This is a genomic window from Bradyrhizobium sp. SZCCHNR1043 (assembly GCF_032489675.1).
Taxonomy (GTDB): Bacteria; Pseudomonadota; Alphaproteobacteria; order Rhizobiales; family Xanthobacteraceae; genus Bradyrhizobium.
Window position 1 is genome coordinate 1 of sequence record NZ_JAUEYN010000022.1, and the last position, 23344, is coordinate 23344.

General features: G+C 66.4%; 22 protein-coding genes and 1 other RNA gene. 8 read left to right on the forward strand and 15 right to left on the reverse strand.

What is annotated here, in order from left to right; all coding sequences use genetic code 11:
- Positions 1-215: 215 nt before the first annotated feature.
- Entirely contained in the window at positions 216-812 is a 597-nt protein-coding gene (locus tag QX039_RS30890; RefSeq protein ID WP_315771730.1) for a hypothetical protein, read from the forward strand.
- A gap of 229 nt (positions 813-1041) precedes the next feature.
- On the opposite strand, the gene QX039_RS30895 is transcribed toward QX039_RS30890, so the two are convergent.
- From QX039_RS30895 to tkt, 10 genes are all read right to left on the reverse strand, one after another.
- A complete protein-coding gene (locus QX039_RS30895) occupies positions 1042-1833 on the reverse strand; it encodes an inositol monophosphatase family protein (protein ID WP_315734428.1) in 792 nt (263 codons plus the stop codon).
- 129 nt (positions 1834-1962) lie between these two features.
- Complete coding sequence (locus QX039_RS30900) at positions 1963-3060, reverse strand: tetratricopeptide repeat protein (protein ID WP_315771732.1); 1098 nt, start codon at positions 3058-3060, stop codon at positions 1963-1965.
- Positions 3061-3069: 9 nt separating this feature from the next.
- Complete coding sequence (locus QX039_RS30905; protein ID WP_315771734.1) at positions 3070-3747, reverse strand: thiamine phosphate synthase; 678 nt, start codon at positions 3745-3747, stop codon at positions 3070-3072.
- Entirely contained in the window at positions 3747-4769 is a 1023-nt protein-coding gene (locus tag QX039_RS30910; RefSeq protein ID WP_315771736.1) for a class I fructose-bisphosphate aldolase, read from the reverse strand. Before QX039_RS30910 ends, QX039_RS30905 begins: the two co-directional genes overlap by 1 nt.
- Before the next feature lie 453 nt (positions 4770-5222).
- Positions 5223-6290, reverse strand: coding sequence for a class II fructose-bisphosphate aldolase (fba, locus tag QX039_RS30915; protein ID WP_315771738.1), 1068 nt, complete (start codon positions 6288-6290; stop codon positions 5223-5225).
- A 196-nt stretch (positions 6291-6486) separates the two neighbouring features.
- A complete protein-coding gene (locus QX039_RS30920; RefSeq protein ID WP_315771739.1) occupies positions 6487-6744 on the reverse strand; it encodes a hypothetical protein in 258 nt (85 codons plus the stop codon).
- A 46-nt stretch (positions 6745-6790) separates the two neighbouring features.
- Positions 6791-7981, reverse strand: a complete 1191-nt coding sequence (locus QX039_RS30925) for a phosphoglycerate kinase (RefSeq protein WP_315771740.1) — start codon at positions 7979-7981, stop codon at positions 6791-6793.
- 27 nt (positions 7982-8008) lie between these two features.
- On the reverse strand, positions 8009-8152 hold the full coding sequence (locus QX039_RS30930; RefSeq protein ID WP_315734412.1) for a hypothetical protein: 144 nt from the start codon (positions 8150-8152) through the stop codon (positions 8009-8011).
- 104 nt (positions 8153-8256) lie between these two features.
- Positions 8257-9264: a type I glyceraldehyde-3-phosphate dehydrogenase gene (gene gap, locus QX039_RS30935; protein ID WP_315771741.1), complete on the reverse strand. Its 1008-nt coding sequence runs from the start codon at positions 9262-9264 to the stop codon at positions 8257-8259.
- Positions 9265-9477: 213 nt separating this feature from the next.
- Positions 9478-11463, reverse strand: a complete 1986-nt coding sequence (tkt, locus tag QX039_RS30940) for a transketolase (RefSeq protein ID WP_315771743.1) — start codon at positions 11461-11463, stop codon at positions 9478-9480.
- Positions 11464-11731: 268 nt separating this feature from the next.
- Here tkt and QX039_RS30945 point away from each other — a divergent pair, with 268 nt between their 5' ends.
- Positions 11732-12082 (forward strand): DUF4164 domain-containing protein, encoded by a 351-nt coding sequence (locus QX039_RS30945; protein ID WP_315771745.1) that lies wholly within the window; start codon positions 11732-11734, stop codon positions 12080-12082.
- A complete protein-coding gene (locus QX039_RS30950) occupies positions 12079-12462 on the forward strand; it encodes a cell division protein ZapA (RefSeq protein WP_315734404.1) in 384 nt (127 codons plus the stop codon). The genes QX039_RS30945 and QX039_RS30950 overlap by 4 nt, the downstream gene beginning before the upstream one ends.
- Positions 12463-13082: 620 nt before the next feature.
- Here the strand turns inward: QX039_RS30950 and QX039_RS30955 are convergent.
- Positions 13083-13289: a hypothetical protein gene (locus QX039_RS30955; RefSeq protein WP_315771747.1), complete on the reverse strand. Its 207-nt coding sequence runs from the start codon at positions 13287-13289 to the stop codon at positions 13083-13085.
- A 212-nt stretch (positions 13290-13501) separates the two neighbouring features.
- Here QX039_RS30955 and QX039_RS30960 point away from each other — a divergent pair, with 212 nt between their 5' ends.
- Positions 13502-14770, forward strand: a complete 1269-nt coding sequence (locus QX039_RS30960) for a serine hydrolase domain-containing protein (RefSeq protein ID WP_409998858.1) — start codon at positions 13502-13504, stop codon at positions 14768-14770.
- A 3-nt stretch (positions 14771-14773) separates the two neighbouring features.
- Entirely contained in the window at positions 14774-15415 is a 642-nt protein-coding gene (locus tag QX039_RS30965; RefSeq protein WP_315734394.1) for a glutathione S-transferase family protein, read from the forward strand.
- A gap of 73 nt (positions 15416-15488) precedes the next feature.
- Here QX039_RS30965 and QX039_RS30970 read toward each other — a convergent pair whose 3' ends face one another.
- Complete coding sequence (locus tag QX039_RS30970) at positions 15489-16517, reverse strand: TAXI family TRAP transporter solute-binding subunit (protein ID WP_315771749.1); 1029 nt, start codon at positions 16515-16517, stop codon at positions 15489-15491.
- A gap of 339 nt (positions 16518-16856) precedes the next feature.
- Positions 16857-17312, reverse strand: a complete 456-nt coding sequence (locus tag QX039_RS30975; protein WP_315734390.1) for a DsrE family protein — start codon at positions 17310-17312, stop codon at positions 16857-16859.
- 1020 nt (positions 17313-18332) lie between these two features.
- Here QX039_RS30975 and ssrS point away from each other — a divergent pair.
- The 3 genes from ssrS (at position 18333) to QX039_RS30990 (ending at position 20009) form a co-directional block, all read left to right on the forward strand.
- Positions 18333-18494: non-coding RNA, 6S RNA (ssrS, locus tag QX039_RS30980), on the forward strand.
- A gap of 107 nt (positions 18495-18601) precedes the next feature.
- Positions 18602-19183, forward strand: a complete 582-nt coding sequence (locus QX039_RS30985) for a 5-formyltetrahydrofolate cyclo-ligase (protein ID WP_315735678.1) — start codon at positions 18602-18604, stop codon at positions 19181-19183.
- Position 19184: 1 nt separating this feature from the next.
- Positions 19185-20009 (forward strand): TIGR00282 family metallophosphoesterase, encoded by an 825-nt coding sequence (locus QX039_RS30990; protein ID WP_315734388.1) that lies wholly within the window; start codon positions 19185-19187, stop codon positions 20007-20009.
- A 9-nt stretch (positions 20010-20018) separates the two neighbouring features.
- Here the strand turns inward: QX039_RS30990 and QX039_RS30995 are convergent, their stop codons facing one another.
- Positions 20019-21449, reverse strand: coding sequence for a methyl-accepting chemotaxis protein (locus QX039_RS30995; protein ID WP_315734386.1), 1431 nt, complete (start codon positions 21447-21449; stop codon positions 20019-20021).
- 45 nt (positions 21450-21494) lie between these two features.
- A complete protein-coding gene (locus QX039_RS31000; RefSeq protein WP_315734383.1) occupies positions 21495-23243 on the reverse strand; it encodes a methyl-accepting chemotaxis protein in 1749 nt (582 codons plus the stop codon).
- Positions 23244-23344: the final 101 nt, after the last annotated feature.

Genomic DNA, 23344 nt, shown 5'->3' on the forward strand with positions numbered 1-23344 from the left:
TCCTTCGAATCGGACGAAGCTTGCCTGTCAGGAATCAACCCGGTCTGAATTGTCAGGACTCAGCCCGGTTCATACCCTCGTGGACCCCCACCCCCGACCCCTCCCCGCAAGGGGGAGGGGAGCGCACCGGCTTCGCGGCCGCGCTCGAAATCCCCTCTCTGTCTGGAGTTCGCCACTCTCCGCGTGTATGATCCGCGACGTGAAGCGGTAACGGCATGTCGATGTTCCCACGCAAATTGGCTTTCGCGTTTCTGCTGGCTGGCCTCTGCCTCGGCGCTCCCGGGGCTCACGCCCAGTCGGGCCCCGTGAAATACTGGCTGCCGGGCTGGCCGGTCGGCTTCAGCGACTCCGGCAGCCTCGACTCCTACGGCAATTTTCCGAGCTTCACGGCGAACGGCAGCGACAGCGGCTTCTTCGCGCGGCGCTACAGCGTGGCGAACAACTGGTCGGCGCTCACTGGCGTCGGCCTGAGCTCGAACATCGTCAATCGCTACGGCTCGCTCGGCTCGTACACGACCGAAGGCGCGCAATACGGCTACACCTTCAAGAGCGGCGTCAGTGTCTACGGCGGCTTCGATACGCTGAAATACAATCCCGGCCTCGGCGGCCCGTTCGCCACGTTCGATTCGCGCTCCACCTCGACGCCCGCTTATGCGATCAACGGCGGTGTCGAGTTCAGGCCGACGAGCAACGTCAGTTTGTCGCTCGGCTTCAGCTATGCCGGCCAGTCGTCCGACCGCATCGACAGCGACATCAACTCGCCGGCGCTGCCAGGTGCTACGCCCCAGGCGTTCACCAGCGGGCGGCGGTAGAGCCCGGCAACCAAACGACACCCTCGGTGTCGTCCCGGACAAGCGCGCGGCACGCGCGCGCCGATCCGGGACCCATACCCCCAGGGAGAGGTTTGAGGCACACTGGTCGACCAGTCTTGCTCAGGCACGAGAGCCGGTGGCTGGGTCCCGGCTCAAGGCCGGGACGGACACCATGTGTGAGGCCAGAGGCCCGCAGAGTGCAGACTGAAGACCCGATCGGAGGCTCGAACTACGCCGCCGCCTTCAGCACCTTCACCAGCTCGCGGTGAATGACCTCGTTGCCGCACACGACGTGCCCGGTGGCCAGCGCGTCCTCCTTGCCGTCGATGCCGGAAACGGTGCCACCGGCCTCACGCACCATGATCAAGCCGGCGGCGATGTCCCAGGGTTGCAGGTCGCGCTCCCAATAGGCGTCGAAGCGGCCCGCCGCGACGAAGGCGAGGTCGAGCGAGGCGGCGCCGAAGCGGCGGAGCCCTGCGACCTTGACCTGCAGCGAGGTCATCTCGCGCAGGAACAGCTGGTGGTCGCCGCGGCCGATATGCGGCAGGCCGCAGGCGATGACGCATTCGTGGAGCTGGCGCCGTGCGGCGACGCGCAGCCGCTGGTCGTTGAGGAACGCGCCCTTGCCACGCTCGGCGATGTAGAGCTCGTCATTGGCGGGATTGTAGATCACACCGGCGATCACGGTGTCCTCGCGCTGGAGCGCGATCGAGATCGCGAATTGCGGGATGCCGTGCAGGAAATTGGTGGTGCCGTCGAGCGGGTCGACGATCCAGGTGTGCGACTTGTCGCTGCCTTCCCGCTTGCCGCCTTCCTCGCCGATGAAGCCGTAGCCGGGACGGGCCTTGGAGAGATCCTCGTACAGCATCTCCTCGGCCTTCTTGTCGGCGCGCGAGACGAAGTTCGCTGGCCCCTTCAGCGACACCTGCAGGTGCTCGATCTCGCCGAGATCGCGCTTGAGGTTGCGGCCGGCGCGGCGCGCGGCCTTGACCATGACGTTGATGAGGGCGGAATGGATCATGAGCTCGATGCGCTGGGCTGACCGCACCTTGCGGTGCGCGCCTTCCCCGGAAGCGGACGAAGGCGGGTGAAATGGCTGGCTGTGGGTGCCCTGCCGGGGCCGCCGCGTCAAGGCCGGATCAGCGGCCGATCACTTGATGGTGCCCAGCCAGCGCTTGGCGGCCTGCTCGCCCTTGGCACGGTCCTCTGGGGGCATGTCGGCGAATTTCTCGTCGAGCTTGGGATCGCCCTTGCCGGCCGTCTTGGCCACCAGGTGCCATTTGTAGGCCTCGACCTTGTCCATCTGGGTGGCGATTCCATACAGCAGCACCCATGCCAGCCGGTTCTGGGCGAGCGGGCTGTTCTGCCGCGCGGCCCGGCGCAGCAGCGCGATGGCCGCGGGCTGGTCCTTCGGCACGCCGGTGCCGTTGAACAGCGCGATGGCGTATTCGACCTCGGCGTCGACATTGTCGGCGATCGCGGCGGCCTGCAGCAGGCGGGCGGCCTTCTCCGGGTCCTGCGGGACGCCGGTGCCCGACTTGTAGAACGTCGCCAGCGCATATTGCGCCTCGGGACTGCCGGCGTCGGCCGCCATGCGCAGCAGCTCGGCCGAGCGCTTGAGGTCCTGCGGCAGGGTCTGGCCGTCGAGATAGAGCAAAGCGAGATTGTAGGCAGCCTTGGGCTCGCCGAGCTTGGCGGCGGAAGCGAGCAGCTTCACCGCGTCCGGCTTGTCGATCGGGCCGCCGCGCCCCGCCAGCCGCATCATCGCCAGCGCGAACATCGCCTCGCGGTCGCCGGCCTCGGCGGCGCGCTTGTACCAGGTCGCCGCCTTGTCGTAGTCGCGGCGGATGCCCATGGCGTTTTCGTAGAGCTGGCCGAGCATCGCCATGGCCTTGGGATCGCCGGCCTGGGCGCGCGGCGACGCCAGGTCGAAGGCGGTCTTGTACTGGCCGCGCTGATAGGCGCCGTAGACCAGGTCGACATTGGGATCATTGGCGGCGGGCTGCGGCGTCGTGGCCGGTGCCGGAGCGGCCGGCTTGCCGGAGGGGGAAGGGGCCGGCTTCTTTGCCGCGGGCGGTGCCGGCGGCCTGGGCTTCTCAGCCGCCTTCTCCGCCGGCCGCTCGATCGGCTTGGGCTTTTCGGCTGGCGCCGGCTGCAGAGCCGGTGGCGTCAGCGAGATCTGCGCGGCCGCGCCCGTCATCGCCATGGCGAACGCAGCAACAACACATGTCAGGCGCAGGATCGTCATCGGCCGCGTTCAGCTCTGTCCCGGCGCGTCGGCCGGCGCGGCCGCATATGCGCTCCGGATCGCGGTGCCGATCTCTGCAAGCGCCGCGGCCGGACCGCGGGCGTCGTTCCAGACGAGGTCGTCGACCAGCACGAAATCGGCTCCGGCCGCGACGAAGTCGGTGGCTTCCTTGAGCGAGATCGCATAGCCGACGCAGGGCGGCTCGAACAGCTCCGCCCACCAGGCGAGGCGCTCGTTGACGGCATCCGGCGACGGCCGCCGTCCCTGCGCGTCGCGCTCGCCGAACAGCACATAGTCGGCGCCGAGTTCGCCGGCACGCATCGAATCATGGCGTGTCGACAGGCCGCCGCCGCCGGCGATGCGATCCGGCTTCAGCCCCGGCAGCGCCTCCTCCAGCGCAGCGACGCCGGTCAGATGCGCGCCATCGGCGCCGGCGCGGGCGACGATGTCGGGATGTCCGTCGATCAGCAGCGCCGCACCGGCGCCCTGGATCGCCGGCGCCAGCGTCTTGACCGCCGTGATCATGCTGCGCGGATCGCTCTCCTTCAGCCGCACCAGCACCGCCGCGACATCGGCGTTGGCGAGGATCGCCGGCAGGCCGGCGGCCAGCGCCGCCGCATCGGTCACGACCGGCGTTGCCAGATAGAGGCGCGGTGCGGGCCGCGCGGAAGTCGTCTTGCCGGACACTATGCGGCCTCTTTCTCGAGCGCTGCGGTCCACTGGCCGCGGCTTGCAAGCGCATTCATGCGAGCGCGGTGGGTGAAGGCCCGCTGGCCGGCGGGGACGTTCGCCGCCTTGCCGGCCCATGCCTGTTGCGGCGCCGCCTGCAGCGCGCGGCCATAGGAGAAGGTCAGCCTCCAGGGCAGCGGCCCGAGCCGGTTCATCGCGTCGAGATGCGCGGTGGCACTCTCGTCCGATTGTCCGCCGGACAGGAAGGCGATGCCGGGCACCGCCGCGGGCACGCATTCCTTCAGCAGTTGGACGGTCCTTTCGGCGACCTCCTGCACCCCGGCCTGGTCCGGCGACTGCTTGCCGGGCACCGCCATGTTGGGCTTCAGGATCATGCCCTCCAACGCGACGCGCTGGATGCGCAATTCACGAAACACCTCGTTCAGGACGCGGCGCGTGACGTCGAAGCAGCGACCGATGTCATGATCGCCGTCCATCAGCACCTCCGGTTCGACGATCGGCACGATGTTCGCGGCCTGGCACAGGGCGGCATAGCGGCCGAGCGCATGCGCGTTGACATGGATCGCTGTCATCGAAGGGATATTGTCCTTGTCGATATCGATCACGGCCCGCCATTTGGCGAAGCGCGCACCCAGCGCGTAGTACGTCGCCAGCCGATCCGCAAGCCTGTCGACGCCGACCGTGACCCGCTCGCCGGGGCAGCCGGGTAGCGGCTGCGTTCCCTCATCGACCTTGATGCCCGGAATGCCGCCGGCCGCCTCGATCAGCTTCACCAGCGGGGTGCCGTCGGCGGCGTTCTGGCGGATGGTTTCGTCATAGAGGATGACGCCGGAGATGAACGACATGCCTGCGCTGCGAAACAGCATCTCGCGATAGTCGCGGCGGTTCTGTTCGGTCGATTCCACCTTGATGGCATCGAAGCGCTTCTTGATCGTCCCGGTCGATTCATCGGCGGCGAGGATGCCCTTGCCCGGCGTGACCATGGCAAGGGCCGTGCTGTTCAGTGCGGAGAGATTCATGCTTGGCTCCAGACGCACCTGCCCTGCCCATCAAAATAGACGGTTCTCGGGCGGATGCCGAGCAAACATTGGCCGCAGCCAAGGCAGGCTCTCGCAGAGGTGAAGGAGAGATTGCTGATCAGACGACCTGTCGCGTCAAAGGCAGCCGACTCCCCTCCCCCTTGCGGGGAGGGGTTGGGGGTGGGGGTCCACGCGCGCTGAATTCAGTGAGTTGCGTCTACAATCGTCCCTCGTCAATCGCTATGGGGGTGCGCGCGGTCAGGCCTTCGCTGTGTCGCTCATAACTCATAACTGCAAGATCGCCGACACGTGCTATCGAGCCCATCACTGATAGGATCACTCGGAGACCCCCACCCCGACCCCTCCCCGCAAGGGGGAGGGGAGCTCACTGCCGTCGCGGTGACCACCGAGGTCTAGCAAGCTCAGCGGGCTGAGTGGGCTGTAAACGCCGGCTCACGCCACCTTCGGATCGAGCTCGCCCTTGGCGTAGCGCTTGGCCATCTCGGCGGTCGTCAGCACGCGCTTGATCTTGGAAGCCTGACCGGCGGTGTTGAACTCCTGCAGGCGCTGCTTGCACAGCTTGGCCATCGCCTCCATCGCCGGCTTCAGGTACTTGCGCGGATCGAACTCTTCCGGGTGCTCCGAGAGCACCTTGCGGATCTGGCCGGTCATCGCCATGCGGTTGTCGGTGTCGATGTTGATCTTGCGCACGCCGTTCTTGATGCCGCGCTGGATTTCGCTGACCGGCACGCCCCAGGTCGGCTTCATCTTACCGCCGAAGGAATTGATGATCTCCTGAAGGTCCTGCGGCACCGACGATGAGCCGTGCATCACCAGATGCGTGTTCGGCAGCTTGCGGTGGATCTCCTCGATCACGTTCATGGCGAGGATGTCGCCGTCCGGCTTGCGCGTGAACTTGTAGGCGCCATGCGAGGTGCCCATCGCGATCGCGAGCGCGTCGACCTTGGTCTCACGCACGAACTTCACCGCCTCGTCGGGATTGGTCAGCAGCTGATCGTGCGACAGCTTGCCCTCGGCGCCGTGGCCATCCTCCTTGTCGCCCATGCCGGTCTCGAGCGAGCCGAGCACGCCGAGCTCGCCCTCGACCGAGATGCCGCCGAGATGCGCCATGTTGGTGACGGCCTTGGTCACCCCGACATTGTAGTCCCAGTCGCCGGGGGTCTTGCCGTCGGCCTTCAGCGAGCCGTCCATCATGACGGAGGTGAAGCCGGCCTGGATCGCGGTCATGCAGGTCGCGGGCTCGTTGCCATGGTCGAGATGCACGCAGACCGGAATGTGCGGATAGATCTCGGTGACCGCGTCCATCATGTGCTTGAGCATCACGTCGTTAGCGTAGGAGCGGGCGCCGCGCGAGGCCTGGATGATGACGGGCGCGTCGACCGCATTGGCCGCCTCCATGATCGCCAGCGCCTGCTCCATGTTGTTGATGTTGAAGGCCGGGACGCCGTAGTCATTTTCCGCCGCGTGGTCGAGCAATTGACGCAACGTGATACGAGCCATGGCTGGAACTCCCTGAGATTAAGGATTGGACCGTGCGGCGGCTGACGCACGCGTCGAAACTGCTGCACCGTGCATAACGCGGTGGTGGGCGGATTCCAAGGGCAGTGGCGACGCAGCCCGGAGGAGGAGGCGATCAGGATATGTCTAGGGTTAGCGCGTAGGGCTGGCGCCTTGCCGGTAGCTCAACGATGGGAGATCAGGTCTTCCTGGCTTCAAGAGCAGCGATGCGCTCCTCGACCTCGGTGACACGCTCGTCGAAGTCACTGGCGGCCGCGCGCATCATCACCAGCATGCCGGCAGAGTCCCGACGCTGCTTGCGGATCAAGGCTTCCATGCGCTCGTGCTCGGTTCGATTATCCAGCCTGAACTGTCCGACCTCTGTCCGGAGCGCAGCAATGCTCTCCTGGATCTTGATCAGGATCGAATGGACAGCTTCTGTCGGAGTCTCGACCATGGATGGAACATAACAGAAACATCCATGGCCGACAAGGGCCGGCAGATCAGGCCTTCAGCACCTCGACGCCCGGCAGCGGCTTGCCTTCCATCCACTCCAGGAAGGCGCCGCCGGCGGTCGAGACATAGGTGAAGTCCGAGGCAACTCCGGCCTGGTTGAGCGCCGCGACGGTATCGCCGCCGCCGGCCACCGAGACCAGCTTCTTGGCCTTGGTGCGCTCGGCCGCGTGCTTGGCGGCGACCATCGTGCCGCGGTCGAACGGGTTCAGCTCGAAGGCGCCGAGCGGGCCGTTCCAGACCAGGGTTGCGGCATCATCGATCGCGGCGTGGATGCGCGCGGTCGATTGCGGGCCGACGTCGAGGATCATGCTGTCCGGCGGAATGGCGTCGAGCCCATAGGCGAAGGACGGCGAGTTCGCCGCGAAGTGATAGGAGACGGTGGCATCCACCGGCAGGATGATGGCGCAGTTGGCGGCTTCCGCCTTCTCCATGATCCTGAGAGCCGTGGCCGCCAGATCCTTTTCAGCCAGGGACTTGCCGATCTGCACGCCCTGCGCATGCAGGAAGGTGTTGGCCATGCCGCCGCCGATCACCAGCGCATCGACCTTGGTGACGAGGTTTTCCAACAGGTCGATCTTGGTCGAGACCTTGGCGCCGCCGACGATCGCGATGACCGGCTTGGCCGGCCGGCCCAGCGCCTTGTCGAGCGCGTCGAGCTCAGCCTGCATGGTGCGGCCGGCATAGGCCGGCAGCTTGTGGCCGAGGCCTTCGGTCGAGGCGTGGGCGCGGTGCGCGGCAGAGAAGGCGTCGTTGACCCAGATGTCGCCGAGCTTGGCGAGCTCGGCGACGAAGGCCGGATCGTTCTTCTCTTCCTCCTTGTGGAAGCGCGTGTTCTCCAGGCACAGCACGTCGCCGTCCTTCATCGCGGCGATCGCGGTCGACGCCGGCTCGCCGATGCAGTCATCGGCGAAGGCGACGGGACGCTTGATCACCTGCGACAGCGCAGTGGCGACCGGCTTCAGCGAGTCCTTGGCATCGCGCCCCTTCGGCCGGCCGAAATGCGCGAGCAGGATGACCTTGCCGCCCTTGGTCGCGATCTCATTGATGGTCGGCGCGACGCGCTCCAGGCGCGTGGCGTCGGTGACGTGGCCATTTTCCATGGGGACGTTGAGGTCGACGCGCAGCAGCACGCGCTTGCCTTTGACGTCGACGTCGTCGAGGGTGCGGAATTGTTTCATTGAAGCCACCGTAAAACGAGGGACTAATCAGTGGTGATTATATCCGTCGGTGTTTTCCGGCGGATTGCCTTCCTGCTTCGCCGTCACCCGCATGCCTTGGCGGAAGCCATAAGCGATCAGGCCGATCAGCAACATCGCACCGGGGATACCGAGCCAGTTGGGAAGGGTCATGACGCTTCCTCAGTCGTCATTCCGGGGCGGTCCGCCGGACCGAACCCGGAACTCGAGATTCCGGGGGCTTCTCTGCGAGGCGCCCCGGAATGACTGGGAGAGAGTTACAGCAGCTTGCCGATCGCCACGGCGGTGTCGGCCATGCGGTTGGAGAAGCCCCACTCGTTGTCGTACCAGGACATCACGCGCACGAGGTTGCCGTTCATGACCTTGGTCTGGTCCATGTGGAACGTCGAGGAGTGCGGATCGTGGTTGAAGTCGATCGAGACGTTCGGCGCCGTGGTGTAGCCGAGGATGCCCTTGAGCTCCTGCTCGCTGGCGCGCTTCATCGCCTCGTTGATCTCCTTCGGATCGGTGTTACGCTTGGCGACGATCTTGAGATCCACCACCGACACGTTCGGCGTCGGCACCCGGATCGCGACGCCGTCGAGCTTGCCCTTGAGCTCGGGCAGCACCAGGCCGATCGCCTTGGCCGCACCGGTCGAGGTCGGGATCATCGACATCGCCGCCGCGCGGCCGCGATAGAGATCCTTGTGCATGGTGTCCAGCGTCGGCTGGTCGCCGGTGTAGGCGTGGATCGTGGTCATGAAGCCGGTCTCGATGCCGACCGTGTCGTTCAAGACCTTGGCGATCGGGGCCAGGCAGTTGGTGGTGCAGGAGCCGTTGGAGACGACGAGGTGCTCCTTGGTCAGCGCGGTGTGGTTGACGCCGTAGACGATGGTGGCGTCGGCGCCGTCGGCCGGCGCGGAGACCAGCACGCGCTTGGCGCCGGCGGTCAGGTGCGCTGAGGCCTTGTCCTTTGAGGTGAAGATGCCGGTGCATTCCAGCGCGATGTCGACGCCGAGATCCTTCCAGGGCAGCTTCGACGGATCACGCTCGGCCGTCACCTTGATCTTGCCGTTGCCGATGTCGATGCTGTCACCGTCGACGGTCACGGTGTGGGGAAAGCGGCCGTGCACGCTGTCGAAGCGCAGCAAATGGGCATTGGTCTCGACCGGGCCGAGATCGTTGATGCCGACCACCACGATGTCCTTGCGGTCCGATTCCGCGATGGCACGCAGAACGTTGCGGCCGATGCGGCCAAACCCGTTGATCCCGACCCGGACTGCCATTTTCGTCTCCTTCAATGACGTTTCTCATCCCCGTCGGCAGCCTTCTCACGGGCCCCACGAGGGTTTTGGAACTGTTGCCGCCCGGTTCTGCCGGGCGGGAGCGGACGATATGGTCCTTTCGTAGTCCTTTTTTTGCGATCGCTCAACCGTCGCGAAGCACGTTCGTGCGGCGCTCCTGATTTGGTGAACCGCCGCGCAGGGGCGAGCGGGCCTTTACGCCAGCCGCTGTACGGCCGCCGCGACAGCCGCCTCGGCGGTGATGCCGAAATGCTTGTAGAGCTCCTTGGCCGGGCCGCTTTCGCCGAACGAATGCATGCCGATGAAGATGCCGTCCTGGCCGATGACCGCGTCCCAGCCCCAGCGCACCGCGGCTTCGACGGCGATCTTGACCGGCGCGTTGCCGATGATCTTGGCCCTGGTCTCGGCCGGCTGCTCCAGCAGCAGCTCCAGAGACGGCACCGAGACGACGCGGGCTGGGATGCCACGCTCGGCGAGCTGCTTCTGCGCCGCCACCGCGATCTCGACCTCGGAGCCGGTCGCGAACAGCGACACCTTGGCCTCGCCCTGGGCGGCGACCAGCTCATAGCCGCCGCGGCTGCACGGACTGTCGGATGGTGCGTTGGTGCGCAGCTGCGGCAGGTTCTGCCGCGTCAGCGCCAGCACGGTCGGACCGTTGGTGCGGTTCAGCGCCAGCTCCCAGCATTCGGCGGTCTCGACCGCATCGCACGGCCGGAACACCCGCATGTTGGGGATCGCGCGCAGCGCGGCCAGATGCTCGACCGGCTGGTGCGTCGGGCCGTCCTCGCCGAGGCCGATCGAATCATGCGTCAGCACGTAGACGACGCCGGCGCCCATCAGCGCCGACAGCCTGATAGCGCCACGCGCATAGTCCGAGAACACCAGGAAGGTGGCGCCGTTGGGCGCGAAGCCGCCATGCAGGAAGATGCCGTTCATGCAGGCGGCCATGCCGTGCTCACGGATGCCGTAATGGATGAAGCGCCCCTTCGGCGTCTTGGCCGAGAACGAGACAGCCGACTTCGCCTTGTTGTTGTTGGAGCCGGTGAGGTCGGCGGAGCCGGCCACGAACTCGAACGGCATTGCGGCTGCGATCACCTCGATCGCGGCCTCCGACGATTTGCGGGTGGCGACGTTGAGCGGGGTCTCCAGCAGCGCCTTCTTGTGGTCCTTCAGCGCCTTCGCCAGCGCGGCGGGCCGCTCGTGGCGCAGCCGGCGCTCGAACTCGGCGCGCTTGCGCGGGCCCATCTCGCCAAGCCGGGTCTCCCATTCGCCGCGCGCAGCCGCGCCGCGGCGGCCGGCCTCGCGCCAGGCGGCGAGCACGTCGTCGGGCACCGAGAACGGCTCCTGCGAAATGCCGAGCTTCTCCTTGGCGCCCTTCAGCTCCTCTGCCCCGAGCGCCTCGCCATGCACCTTGGAGGTCCCGGCCTTGGTCGGCGCGCCGTAGCCGATCGTGGTCTTGCAGGCGATCAGCGACGGCTTCGACGATTTCTGGGCCCGTGCGATCGCGGCGGCAATCGCCTCCGGGTCATGGCCGTCGATCAGCTCGGCGGCCCAGCCGCACGCCTTGAAGCGCTTCACCTGGTCGACCGAGTCGGCAATCGACAGCGGGCCGTCGATCGAGATGCCGTTGTCGTCCCACAGCACGATCAGCTTGTTGAGCTTCCAGTGCCCGGCCATCGCGATCGCTTCCTGGGAGATGCCCTCCATCAGGTCGCCGTCGGACGCCAGCACATAGGTGTGGTGGTCGACGATCTTCTTGCCGTATTCGGCCTGCAGCATCTTCTCGGCCAGCGCCATGCCGACCGCCGTGGAGATGCCCTGGCCGAGCGGGCCGGTGGTGGTCTCGATCCCCTTGGTGCGGAAATTCTCCGGGTGGCCCGGCGTCAGCGAATCGACTTGGCGGAAGCGCTTGATCTGGTCGAGCGTCATCTCCTCGTTGCCGGTGAGATACAACAGCGCATAGAGCAGCATCGAGCCGTGGCCGGCGGAGAGCACGAAGCGGTCGCGGTCCGGCCAGGCGGGCGCTGCGGCATCGTATTTCAGCACGCGGGTGAACAGCACGGTGGCGACGTCCGCCGCGCCCATCGGCAGGCCCGGATGGCCCGATTTGGCCTTCTCGACGGCGTCCATTGCGAGCCCGCGGATGGCGTTGGCCATGCGGGAATGATCGACCTGCGTCATGCTGGAATCCGTCCAAACGTGAAATGCTGATGACAGGAGCGCCGCCGGTATTGCTGGCGGGCCGGGATTTTGCGGGCTGATTAGCACCTCGGTTCCGGGAATCAAAGGTTCTGCAACGCCGGGAACCTCCCAAAAGTTGCTTAGTAGTGCATAGTTTCGGCCGAGCGTTGCGCTTGGCTCGCCCAGCACGTAAGATTTTGCCCGTAACCGCTTGCCGGACAGCGCTTTTGTCGCATCCCGCTGGCTCCGAGGGCCTCGCATCCGTGCCATGAACGATCACCCTGCCAATCTTACCGGCCAGGTGGAACCCGGCGCCGCCGATCTCGAGGCGGCGACGCGGCGACTGATGACGGCCCTCGACGCGCTGGAGAGCGCGGTCGAGCGGCGGCGCGAGGCGGATCGTGACGAGGACGAGCTCGCCACGCGCATCCAGGCGCTCGGCGCCGACCGCTCGCGTCTCGCCGACGAGCTCGACGGCTCGTTGATGAAAACGCGCCGGCTCGAGCGCACCAATCGCGAGATCGCCGAACGTCTGGACACCGCGATCGGCACCATCCGCACCGTGCTCGCTGGCGGCGACGGGCAGAACGCCGCTGAAGACGATGAGGACGAGGAATGAGCCACATCAACGTCACCATCAACGGCCGCCAATATCGCATGGCCTGCGAGGAAGGCCAGGAGCTCAGGCTGCTCAAGCTCGCCGAGAGTCTCGAGCAGCGCATCACCAATCTGCGCGGCAAGTTCGGCGAGATCGGCGACGCCCGGCTCACGGTGATGGCCGCGCTCACCGTGTGCGATGAGCTGATCGATGCCAATCAGCGCGTGCAGGTGCTGGAGCAGGAGCTCGAAGGCCTGCGCAACGTGCGCAACCAGTCCGCCGACCGCGCTCGTGCGACTCAGGTCGCGGTGGCGAAAGCGCTGAACGCTGCCGCCGAGCGCATCGAGCGCACCACGCAGGTGCTCAACCGCACCATCGGCGGTGGTGTGGCGATCGGGTGAGGGCGTACTCCATGAGGTGCTCAACCAGCGCCGTGGGAGTTTTTTAGCATTTATTGATTCACTCTTCGGGGACGGTTGCCGAATAGTCGATAGCAACGTGTCGACCCTTGTAGATGCCCCAATTCCGTGCGCCTGGTTCGAACGGACATTCAGCCCAATCGCGATAAAGCTCGTTGAGTTGTGAGAGCGACAGTGGCGAAGTTAGTGGTTTGGCTGCAGCCATGACTAACAGCAGCCCGCCTGACGATACCCAGACTGCGGGGCACAGCGATCTTCGCTGTTGTTCGGTGCAGCTCGCATACAAGTCCGCTTCGAACTGATTGCAGCATCGCCCGTATTTGTTGCGCGCGAACTTGAAGGCCCATGGTCCAACTATGACCACCGGCGATCGATTTGCGCCAGATCGTGAGATCTTGATCAAATCGCATTCTCCTTCATAAGGTGCGGTAGTAGTAGGGTGGGCAAAGGCGCGCGTGCAATGCTGCTGCGTCATACGCAGATTCCCGCGCGCTGTGCCCACCGCTATCACGCGCGGTGGCAATGGTGGGCACGGCGCGCCGAGCAATGGTGCAAGCCGAGCCAGCGTGCCAGCGCACCTTTGCCCACTCTCCACGACCGGACTACCAGATCCCCGAAACCAAGATCTCCAGCGCGACGTCCGGCGCTGCCGCTGCCAGCGCGCCGATGCACAGGCCGACGAAGCCGAGCGCGATGGCGCCGCTGATGCCGTGCTGGCTGAAGCCGTAGCTGGCGCCGATTGCGGTGCCCAGGATCAGCATGCTGCTGGTCCACAGGATCTGGATGACGAGCTTGATCTTGCTCAGCATGAGTGGCCTCGCAGCCTCCACGATCTCGCCCGTCCCCTTCTTCATACGTCTCACCACTGCCCATTGTGCAGCAGCGAAGCCGATCAATTCATCGCGATGCGATCGCTTTGCGAGCGCTTGTCGTTCTCCGCTGGCTGACCTAGCCTCGACGCGCGGAGCTATCGAATCTCGCAAGCCATAAGCGGGATCGTCCGCACATCAGGGAGGTGCACTTGAACAAGCTGATCCTTGCGGCGGCGGCCGTCGCGCTCACAACGATCATTGCGCCGGTCGCTGCCGCGCCCCTGCCGGAAGCCAAGCCCGACGAGGTCGGCTTCTCGCCGGCGGGTCTCGCGCGCGTGGACGATTTCTTCGCCCGCGAGATCGCCGCCAAGCGCGTGCCCGGCGCGGTCGTGGCGATCGCGCGTGACGGCAAGCTCGTGCATTACAAGGCCTACGGCCAGCTCGATCCGGTCAAGGGCACGCCGATGCCGCTCGACGCGATATTCGCCCTGGCCTCGATGACCAAGCCAATGACTGCGGTCGGCGGACTGATGCTGATGGAGCAGGGGAGGCTGCCGCTGCAGGCCAGGCTCGCCGACTACTATCCGGCCTTCGCCGACATGAAGGTCGGCGTCACCCAGGAGAACGGCGCGCTGCTGCTGGTGCCGCAGGCCCGCCCCATCCTGATCCATGATCTCTACCGCCACACCTCGGGCCTGATGTATGGCGGACGCCCCGACAGCTCGAGCGCGGTGGCGCGGCTCTATCCCGACGGCACCGCGCCCGCGATCGAAGGCGACACCCAGGCGTTCATCGAGCGCATCACCAAGCTGCCGCTGGCGCATCAGCCCGGCACGCAGTTCGAATACGGCTTCTCCATCGACGTGCTCGGCGCCGTGATCGAGAAGGTCAGCGAGCAGCGGCTCGGGGAATATCTTTCAACCAATGTCTGGAAGCCGCTCGGCATGGCCGATGCGACGTTCGCGCCGACCGACGCACAGCGCCCGCGGCTGGCGCATCCGTTTCCGAACAATCCGCTGACCGGCAAGCCGCAGGCGATCAAGCTCCTGGACACGCCGACGAAGTCGGACTGCGGCGGCGCCTGCTCGTTTGCCACCATCGGCGACTACGTCCGCTTCGGCCAGATGCTGCTCGATGGCGGCGAGCTCGACGGCGCGCGGATCCTGAGTCCGAAGACGGTGCACCACATGACCTCCAACCATCTCGGGCCCGAGATCAAGAACACCGTCGCCAATGTGGAGCCGCATCGCGCCGGATTCAGCTTCGGGCTCGGCGTCGCCGTGCGCGTCAGCGAGGGCCTGTCGGCGGTGCCCGGCAATCCCGGCGAGTTCAGCTGGAACGGCGCCTATGGCACGCAGTTCTTCTGCGATCCCAGGGAGCGTCTCGTCGTCGTGGTCGGCACGGCGGCGCCTGGGGACTTGCGCAAATATTATCGGGAGCAGGTGCAGGACATCGTCTATGGCGCGATGGTGAAATAGCGCATGCTCACGGTTCATCACCTCGGCAAGTCGCAGTCCGAACGTATCGTCTGGCTCTGCGAGGAGCTGGAAATTTCGTACGAACTGAAATGCTACACGCGCGACGCCCGGACGATGCTGGCGCCGCCCGAGTACAAGGCGCTGCATCCGATCGGCGCGGCGCCCGTGATCACCGACGGCGAGCTGGTGCTCGCCGAGTCCGGCGCGGTCGTCGAGTACATCATCGCCAAATACGGCCACGGTCGGTTGCGGCCCGGGCCGGACGATCCGAGCTTCGCGCCGTTCCTCTATTGGCTTCATTTCGCCAACGGCACCCTGCAGGCCGCGATGGGCCGGCTCATGATCCTCAACCGGCTCAATCTGCCGGACGAGAATCCCGTGCTCGGCGCTATCAGGGGGCGGCTCGACCGCGCCTTTGCAGCCGTCGAGACGCGCTGCGGCGAGGCGGACTATCTGGCAGGCGGCGCGCTTACCGCCGCCGACATCATGACGGTGTTTTCACTCACCACCATGCGCTACTTCCTGCCCTACGACCTCGCGCCGTTCCCGAACATCCGCGCCTACCTCGCGCGCATCGGCGCCCGCCCGGCCTATCAGCGCGCCATGGCCAAGGGGGACCCGGGCATGGCGTTGTTGTTGAGCTGATCCCGCTCAGCCTGCGTGCCACCACGCAATGACGTCATCCGGCGTAGAGGCGATCGCTGTGAGTCCGATCGCCTCACTTCCCCTGCCGCTTGCGGCTCCAGTCCAAGAACGAGCGATACAGCTCCTCCTTCTCCGCCTTCGACGTCGGCGCCTTGGCCTGCGATTCGAGAAAGGCCTCGAAGCGCTCCTGCTGCGACAGACTGCCGGTCGCGGCGGGCGGCAGGCCGACATTGGCCTCGTTCTTCATCCGCTCCAGCACGGCGTCGACATAGGGATAGCGCTGCCAGCCCGGCACCTGGGCCTCGAGATTGAGATCCTTCCAGCCCGGATGGAACGGCGGCTGCTGCAGCCGCGCGAGGTTGGTGAACAGCGCATCGACGAAGCGATTGACGCGGTCGGCGCGGTCGCTGCCCGGCTTCCAGTTGTAGACGGCCAGCACCGACGGCACGGCGATGGTTTCCACGGCGGTGTCAGGTGCGACCAGCCCCGGATAGGTGTCGGCCTTGATGCTGGTCGGATAGTAGAAATCCGAGAATTGCTGCGTGTACGGCACCGGCACGAAGTGGAATCCAGGATCCGCCTTCTTGCCGCTGAACAGCTCGCCGGGCTTGGAGGCGACATAGACCATCGCGGCGATCTCGCCCTTGTGCAGCTTCTCCAGCGCAACAGGACCACCGATGGCGACAGGCTCGATGTCGATGCCGAGGCGCCGGAAGATCAGCGGCCCCGTATGCGCGGCGGCAACGCCGGCCGTTCCAACCGCGATCTTCTGGCCCTTCAGATCCTGCAGCGACTTGAACTCCTCGCGCGCATAGATGTGCACGTCGGAGATGAAGAAGCGCAGCACGTAGCGGATGCGGTCGTTGATGTTGGAAAGGCCGGCCTGCTTGGCGTAGAAGTCGAACGCATCGGCGTAGGTGACGGCGACGTCGACGCCGCGCAGATACAGGAGATCGGCGATGTTCGAGGTGGTGCCGCGCGTCACCATCGGGATCAGGCGCATGTTGTCGCCATCGTCCATCGTCCGCGCCATCTCGCTGGCGAGGCGGACGAAGCCGCCGTCGGGCAGGCCCGCGGCCAGGCCGACGGTCCATTGGTTCATACGCGTCTTGATGGCGGCTTCATCCGAGGTGCTCCGTGGCTCGGGCGCGCGGGTCTCGGAGACCCGACGCTGGACGGCCCGCCGTTCGGACGCGCGCGCAGGCTTGATCGAGAGCGGAGCGGCGGACTGCTCTTGCGCCCGCACCGCGCCGACGGGGGTGAGCAAGGCAGCCGAAAGCGTTGCCAGCACCAGCAGCGCTGGCCGGGCGAGTACTCAGTGCATGTGACTAGTCCCCGATCGCGTCTGCTCGCCATTCCCCCGAGCAGACTGATGACACAGATCAATCCAAGATCGTATCTCAATGAGCCCTAAACCTGGCAGTTTTGGGGCAAAAACTACCTAAGGTTTCAGGTAGCTCCAGCCGCTCTCCTGCAATTCCATCAGCCTCACTGCGCCCGAGGGCACCAGGCTCGCTTCGGCGACGATCGCAATCGGATGTCCTTCGCGTTTCTCCATGCCGCGTTTGGTGATGTTGCAGGCGGAGAACCTGATCTTGGCGGTAAAGCTGAGCTCTGCGATCTGCTTGAGCCGGTCCTTCACCGGCGAGGTATCCTCGCGCAGCATGTTCAGCCCGGGTCCATAGGTGACGAGCTCGATCTCGACCTCCTCGCCCTTCTCCTTGAACGTCTCCATGATGTTGGTGACGTTGTTCAGCGCCAGATTCATGATCGCCGGATCGTTCTGATCGACCTGGATCGAGACGCGATGAATCTTGACGTCGGCGGCGAGGCTCGCGGCAGCCGACGCGATCAGCAGCGCGCAGGCGGCCGTGACAGTTTTGAGATCGAAGCGCATGCCAGGACTCCAATGTACGATACACGGCATTGGGATGTGGGCATGATCTGCCACAACCTCAGCCTCGACCGATGAGCCCCAATCGTGGCGACACTATGCGCTGCCGACACGGCGCTGCCGCGGGAGCGCCGTCATCGCCACGGCGTCATTGCGAGCGCAGCGAAGCAATCAAGACTGCATCTGCGGAGAGATCCTGGATTGCTTCGGCGCAAGGGCGCGCTAGTCCGGGACGACGGCGGAATGCTGGGCTGGCGGCACGCGAGCAGATGCACGTCGTAAACTGCATGACGGGCAATCCGCACATATCCATCATGCGCAAACTGCCCGTCGCGTTACGATGTCGCAGGCTGCGCGGCTTGTCACGTCGGGCAAATCAGGTCGATCTTTCCGCCCGTCCTGCTGCCGCATGAGGGGCGTTTCGCGACCGTCACGGACCGTTGGCAGTGGGATGCGATGGGCGTGAATTGCCGCAGCGTGAGCTACTTCACGCGGACGAACGGCGATGCACGTACGGTCAAGTCGCGTGGTCCTGACACCCCGATGCTGGTGTCCCGCGCAATGCGCGCAAGCGCGTTGTCGCGCATGGTGGCCAACAAGCCCGGCGCACCAAGGAGATCGCGAAGCAGCCGTTCAAACCGTCGCGCAGGGAAGGCCGGGTGTTTCCGGCTGCACCTGTGGTACCTGCCGCCTGCATTTTTTTGAGCAGGCGGGCCACGGGCGTCAGCCGACGCCCGGCCTTCCCTGTGCCCTCTGTCTTGAGGGGGGCGATCGAGATCAACAGCTCGGACGCAACGCGTCGCGAGGACGCGAGCCCATGCCATGTTCTGTTGTGTTGCCGCCGCCCCATCGCTGTCATCGCCGGCGCAGTGTGCGCCGCGGTCCCTCGATTTCGCCATCGCCGTCACGGCGTACTGCGCGCCCGGTCGGGCCGGGCGACGACGCCGAATGTTGGCAACCGTGTCGCGCCTCGACCCGCTTCCACCGCTGGCAAAATCATCCCGTGATGGTTACATTGCAACTGCGAGGCTGCGACGCGCGTCCGGAACCAACATATCCCCGGGGCCTTATCGATCCTTTAGGGAACTGTCCCTGGCCAGGTCTGTGGACCTGGACATATGGTGCCCACCTACTTTCGTAGGGAACTCCGGGATCGAGCGTTTCAACGGCGATTGCGGCTTCGCGCTTGTTTTCCGTCTCTCCTCTCCCCTTCGGTTGCCGACCTGCTGCGTTTCTGCAACGTTTGCGTGCCCGCGTCCGCCCGCCCGTCACGGAGGTCACGTCGCATGCCGATGAAGGCCGCTCAGCACACCAAGCAGCAGCTCCGAGCCGCAGCCCTTGTCGCGCGCGACGCGTTGAGCGACGAGACGCGGAGCGCGGCCGCGCAGGCGATCGCCGCGCGCGGGCTCCCCTTCGCATTCGAGCCCGGCACGGTCGTCTCCGGCTATGCGCCGGTCCGCAACGAGCTCGATCCGATGCCGTTGCTGCGTGAGCTGGCGGGGCAGGGGGCGCGGCTGGCGCTGCCGGTCGTGCTGGCGCGCGGCCATTCGCTCTCGTTCCGCGCCTTCGCGCCGGGCGACCGGCTGACGCTCGGGTCGCTCGGCATCCCCGAGCCGTCGCCGGCAGCCGCCGAGCTGGTGCCCGATGTGATGCTGGTGCCGCTCGCCGCCTTCGACCGCACCGGCCACCGCATCGGTTACGGCGGGGGCTACTACGACTACACCTTTTCGCACCTGCGGAAGATGCATCACGTCATCGGCGTCGGCCTCGGCTTCGCCATTCAGGAAACCGAGGCCATCCCGGCCTTGGCCCACGACGCGGCGCTGGATTATGTGCTAACCGAGCGCGAGACCTTGGATTTCCGGAGCAATTGAGTTGCGAATTCTCTTCGTCGGCGACGTCGTCGGCCGGGCCGGCCGCAGCGCCGTCTCGGACCACCTTCCAGGCTTGATCCGCGATTGGGCGCTCGATCTCGTCATCGTCAATGGCGAGAACGCGGCCGGCGGATTCGGCATCACCGAGGCGATCTATCAGGAGCTCGTCGATGCCGGCGCCGACGCGGTCACGCTCGGCAACCACTCCTGGGATCAGCGCGAGGCACTGGTGTTCATCGAGCGCGCGCCGCGCCTGGTGCGCCCTGCGAACTATCCGGCAGGCACGCCCGGCCGTGGCGCCGCGCTGATCGACGCCAAGAACGGCGCCCGCGCGCTGGTGGTCAACGTGCTCGGGCGCGTGTTCATGACGCCGTTCGACGATCCGTTCGCGGCGGTCGGCCGCGAGCTCGGCGCCTGTCCGCTGCGAGAGGCGGCGGATGCGATCGTGGTCGACGTGCATTGCGAGGCCTCCAGCGAGAAGCAGGGCCTGGGCTATTTTTGCGACGGCCGCGCCAGCCTCGTCGTCGGCACCCATACGCATGTGCCGACGGCCGATCACCGGATCCTGCCCGGCGGCACCGCCTACATGACCGATGCCGGCATGACCGGCGATTACGACTCCATCATCGGCATGCAGAAGGACGAGCCGCTGCGCCGCTTCCAGTCGGGCATCCCGTCGGCGCGCTTCGAGCCGGCCTCCGGCGAGGCGACGTTGAGCGGCGTGGCGGTCGAGACCGACAACGGCACCGGGCTTGCGATCAAGGTCGCGCCGGTGCGCATCGGCGGCCGGCTGTCGCCGACGAGGCCGGCGTTCTGGGGAGGATGAGAGCCTGCGTCAGGCCTTGAGGCGAAAACCCATCCGGAACGCGCCCCAATGCCGGCCCTTGATGACAATCGGCGCGGACAGGTCCTTCATCAGCACGAACTGCCCGCCGCCCATGTCGCGGCGGTAGGTCTGGAGCAGAAACGGCTTGTTGCTGGCGGCGGCCACCTTCTTCACCGCGCGGTCGTCGAACAGCCGGCGGTTGCGGCAGTTGGCGTTGTTCCAGACCGGATCGGGCCCCTGCGGCTTGCGGTAGTTCGGATTGTGCGTCGGCAGATAGCCGCCGCGCGCCCAGGCGACGCAGAACACGATGCGCGGGTCGCTGCCCTGGATCGGGTCCTGGATTGCCGGCAGGACGCGGTCGGTGAACTCGACGTAGCGCGTCATGTACTGCTTGGGATTGGTGCCGGGGATCTCGCGATAGCTCTCGTCCATCAGGTCGGCGAGCGTGATCTCGCCGCGGTCGATCGCCCCCTCGAAGGTCGCCGAGATCTGCCGGGCGGTGTCGACGACGGTCCTGATCAGCGGCGCGTCCGTGGTCTGTACGCCGCTCTCGGCGATCAGCCCGATCAGCGCCTCGGAATGATCGAGCAGCTTGGCGATCCGGCTGTCGGCCTGTTTGAGCTCGACCGAGGACTGGTCGACGCCCTTGGCGAGCTCGTTGAGCTCGCTGATCACGGCGTCGCAATGCGCGAGGTTGGAGGTCGCGGCCTTCGCCACGCCGTCGATCTCCTGGCCGACGCTGGTGAAGCCGTCCTGGACGCGGACGATGATGCCGCCGATCTGCTGGGCGCCTTCACCCGCCGTCTTGGCGCGCGACGAGGCTTGGCCGCTCTCGCCGAGCAGGCTCTTCACCTGCGAGTCGAGCCCGCGCAGGGTGTCGCCGATCTGCTGCGTGGCCTGGCGAGTCGCCTCGGCGAGCGACTTCACCTCGCTGGCGACGACAGCGAAGCCCCGGCCGGCGCTGCCGGCACGGGCCGCCTCGATGGTGGCGTTCAGCGCCAGCAGGTTGGTCTGCTTGGCGATCGCCTCGATCGCGACCGAGACCTTGGCGACCTGCGACAGCGCATCGCCGACCGAGCCGAGCCGCTGCTCGATCCGCTCCACGGAGTCGACCAATTCGGCGATGTGCCGCACCGCGGTGTCGACCACGTTGCGCGACTGGGCGATGTCGCCCACTGCGGCGGTCGTGGCCGATTGCACCGCCTGCGAGGCGGTGGCGATGTCGTGATTGGCCGCGACCATGGTCTTGGCGGTGGCCTGCAGATGCCCGAACCGCTGCGACTGGTAGCTGACGCGAGCGGCGACCTCCTGGACGTTGCCGGCGACGTCGGCAAGCTCGACGCCAAGGCCGCCGATGCGGTCGGCGATCTCGTCGATCAGCCGCTCGGCGCCGGTGCGCGCGTCGTGACTTTCCAGAATGGCGCGTTGCGCGACCGACATGTCCAGGCTCCAGGGCTTGAAAGGATCAGAAAATCACCGCTCGACTCACAATTTGTAGGCGGTGCGGAAGCCGCCCCAGTGCCGGCCGCGGACCCGGATCGGTACGTCGATTTCGCGCATCATGACGGTATTGCCATTGCCCATGTCGCGCGCGTAGCTCTGGATCAGATAGGGCCGCTGGTTGCGGCCGGCGGCGAGCCCGGCCGGATCGTTGAAGATGCGGCGGTTGCGGCTGTTGGCGGTGTTGAAGGCTGCGTCGCCCGGCCGCTGCGGATGCGAATAGATCCGGTTGTGCACCGGCAGATAGCCGTTGCGATCGATCGCGACGCAGAACGCCATGCGCTGGTCCTTGACGAGGAAGGCCTCCTGGAACGAAGGCAGCACGCGCTCGGCCCAGTCGAGAATCCGGCTGCGGTGCTGCTGCGGATTGGTGCCGGGGATCTCGACATAGTTGGTATCGAACATGTCCTCGAGCGTGATCTCGCCGCGCGCGACGGCGCTTTCGAACATCCGGTTCAGCTCGGTGCCGGCTTCCATGGCGCGGGTGACGAACTCATTGTTCTCCTCGTGCAGCGCCCAGAGCTTGTCCTCGATCTTCTCGCGCAGCTCGGCATTGGGCGCATCGAACCGCGCCTGGGCGCCGGCCTTCACCTGCTCGGTGACGCGCAGGCGGCACGGGCCGACGTCCTCCAGCACGGCGTCGAACCCCTCGTTCACGGCGAGACGGCTCGCGTCGGGGCCGGTGATCAGCACGCCGTCGTTGGCAATCTCGTAGACCGCGGCCGTGATCGTGCGGGCGCCGGATTTGATCTCGAGCTTGAGATGGCAAGGCAGGCGCTCGCTGCCGCTGCGCACGGGCCGATCGCCCTGGCGCAGCAGCACGGCACAGCGCGCCTTCAGCTTCTGGGCGTACATGGTTACGGCGCGCCCGGCGTTCGTGACGCGCTCGCCATAGCTCTCGGCCTGCTGGGTGGCGCTGCTGATGTCAGCGGCGCTGTCGACCACCGAGGATATGAACTGCGAGGCCTGCGCCGCATTGTTCGACATCTCGCCGGTGGTCTGGTTCTGCTCGGCGACGGCGCCGTTGACGTTGGTGAAGACCGGGCGGATCGCCTCGATCGCCTGGGCGATGCGGTGGACGGCGTCGGCCGAGCCGGCGGCGTCCTTCTGCAGTGCCTCGATCTTGCGGGTGATCTCCTCGGTCGCGTTCTGGGTCTGGACGGCAAGCGCCTTGACCTCGGTCGCCACCACCGCGAAGCCGCGGCCGGCGTCGCCGGCGCGAGCGGCCTCGATGGTCGAGTTGAGCGCGAGCAGGGTTGTCTGGCGCGCGATCTGGGAGATCAGGTTGACGACGTTGCCGATCGCCGCCGAGGACTCGCGCAGGCGGTCGACGTTGGCCCGGGCTTCCGTGGCGGCGGCGCTGGCCTGGTCGGCGAGCTGGCCGCCGTCCTGGACCTGGGCACGGATACCGTGGGCGGACTGGGTCACCTTCTCTGCGGCGTGGGCGAACGTCGCCGCCGTTCCTTGCGCGGCGCTGCTGCGGCCGCTCAGCGAATCGGCGCGCTGGCGAATGTCCGTCAGCGTGCCCGCCGTCGCCTCGGCGCCGCTGGCGACCGCATCGGCGGCGCGCTCGAGCTGGCGAATCATGCCGCCGAGTTCCAGCTCCAGCAGGTCGAGGATGGCCTTGGCCGAATCGGCATCCGACGACGCCGGCGGCTCCGGCGCGGCCACCGGTTTCGGTTCAGCCACCGGATCGGGCGCAGAGGGTCGTCTTGCAAGGAAACCAAACGCCATGGGGCGGCCCCGGTGCGGTGAAAAGGTGCAGAGGGGCGGCATCGTTGCACTTGACTGTGAAGCCGTGGTTAACATTTGGCTTATGGTGCAGGGCAGCCAAC

What these genes read in the sequence shown, in the direction of transcription:
- QX039_RS30955 (WP_315771747.1), bottom strand. Translation starts at nt 13,289, where the DNA reads ATGCTGAGCAAGATCAAGCTCGTCATCCAGATCCTGTGGACCAGCAGC.
- QX039_RS30930 (WP_315734412.1), bottom strand. Translation starts at nt 8,152, where the DNA reads ATGACCCTTCCCAACTGGCTCGGTATCCCCGGTGCGATGTTGCTGATC.
- QX039_RS30945 (WP_315771745.1), top strand. Translation starts at nt 11,732, where the DNA reads ATGAACGATCACCCTGCCAATCTTACCGGCCAGGTGGAACCCGGCGCC.
- QX039_RS30985 (WP_315735678.1), top strand. Translation starts at nt 18,602, where the DNA reads ATGAAGGCCGCTCAGCACACCAAGCAGCAGCTCCGAGCCGCAGCCCTT.
- QX039_RS30970 (WP_315771749.1), bottom strand. Translation starts at nt 16,517, where the DNA reads ATGAACCAATGGACCGTCGGCCTGGCCGCGGGCCTGCCCGACGGCGGC.
- QX039_RS30900 (WP_315771732.1), bottom strand. Translation starts at nt 3,060, where the DNA reads ATGACGATCCTGCGCCTGACATGTGTTGTTGCTGCGTTCGCCATGGCG.
- QX039_RS31000 (WP_315734383.1), bottom strand. Translation starts at nt 23,243, where the DNA reads ATGGCGTTTGGTTTCCTTGCAAGACGACCCTCTGCGCCCGATCCGGTG.
- tkt (WP_315771743.1), bottom strand. Translation starts at nt 11,463, where the DNA reads ATGACGCAGGTCGATCATTCCCGCATGGCCAACGCCATCCGCGGGCTC.
- fba (WP_315771738.1), bottom strand. Translation starts at nt 6,290, where the DNA reads ATGGCTCGTATCACGTTGCGTCAATTGCTCGACCACGCGGCGGAAAAT.
- QX039_RS30920 (WP_315771739.1), bottom strand. Translation starts at nt 6,744, where the DNA reads ATGGTCGAGACTCCGACAGAAGCTGTCCATTCGATCCTGATCAAGATC.
- QX039_RS30925 (WP_315771740.1), bottom strand. Translation starts at nt 7,981, where the DNA reads ATGAAACAATTCCGCACCCTCGACGACGTCGACGTCAAAGGCAAGCGC.
- QX039_RS30890 (WP_315771730.1), top strand. Translation starts at nt 216, where the DNA reads ATGTCGATGTTCCCACGCAAATTGGCTTTCGCGTTTCTGCTGGCTGGC.
- QX039_RS30950 (WP_315734404.1), top strand. Translation starts at nt 12,079, where the DNA reads ATGAGCCACATCAACGTCACCATCAACGGCCGCCAATATCGCATGGCC.
- gap (WP_315771741.1), bottom strand. Translation starts at nt 9,264, where the DNA reads ATGGCAGTCCGGGTCGGGATCAACGGGTTTGGCCGCATCGGCCGCAAC.
- QX039_RS30910 (WP_315771736.1), bottom strand. Translation starts at nt 4,769, where the DNA reads ATGAATCTCTCCGCACTGAACAGCACGGCCCTTGCCATGGTCACGCCG.
- QX039_RS30965 (WP_315734394.1), top strand. Translation starts at nt 14,774, where the DNA reads ATGCTCACGGTTCATCACCTCGGCAAGTCGCAGTCCGAACGTATCGTC.
- QX039_RS30895 (WP_315734428.1), bottom strand. Translation starts at nt 1,833, where the DNA reads ATGATCCATTCCGCCCTCATCAACGTCATGGTCAAGGCCGCGCGCCGC.
- QX039_RS30975 (WP_315734390.1), bottom strand. Translation starts at nt 17,312, where the DNA reads ATGCGCTTCGATCTCAAAACTGTCACGGCCGCCTGCGCGCTGCTGATC.
- QX039_RS30995 (WP_315734386.1), bottom strand. Translation starts at nt 21,449, where the DNA reads ATGTCGGTCGCGCAACGCGCCATTCTGGAAAGTCACGACGCGCGCACC.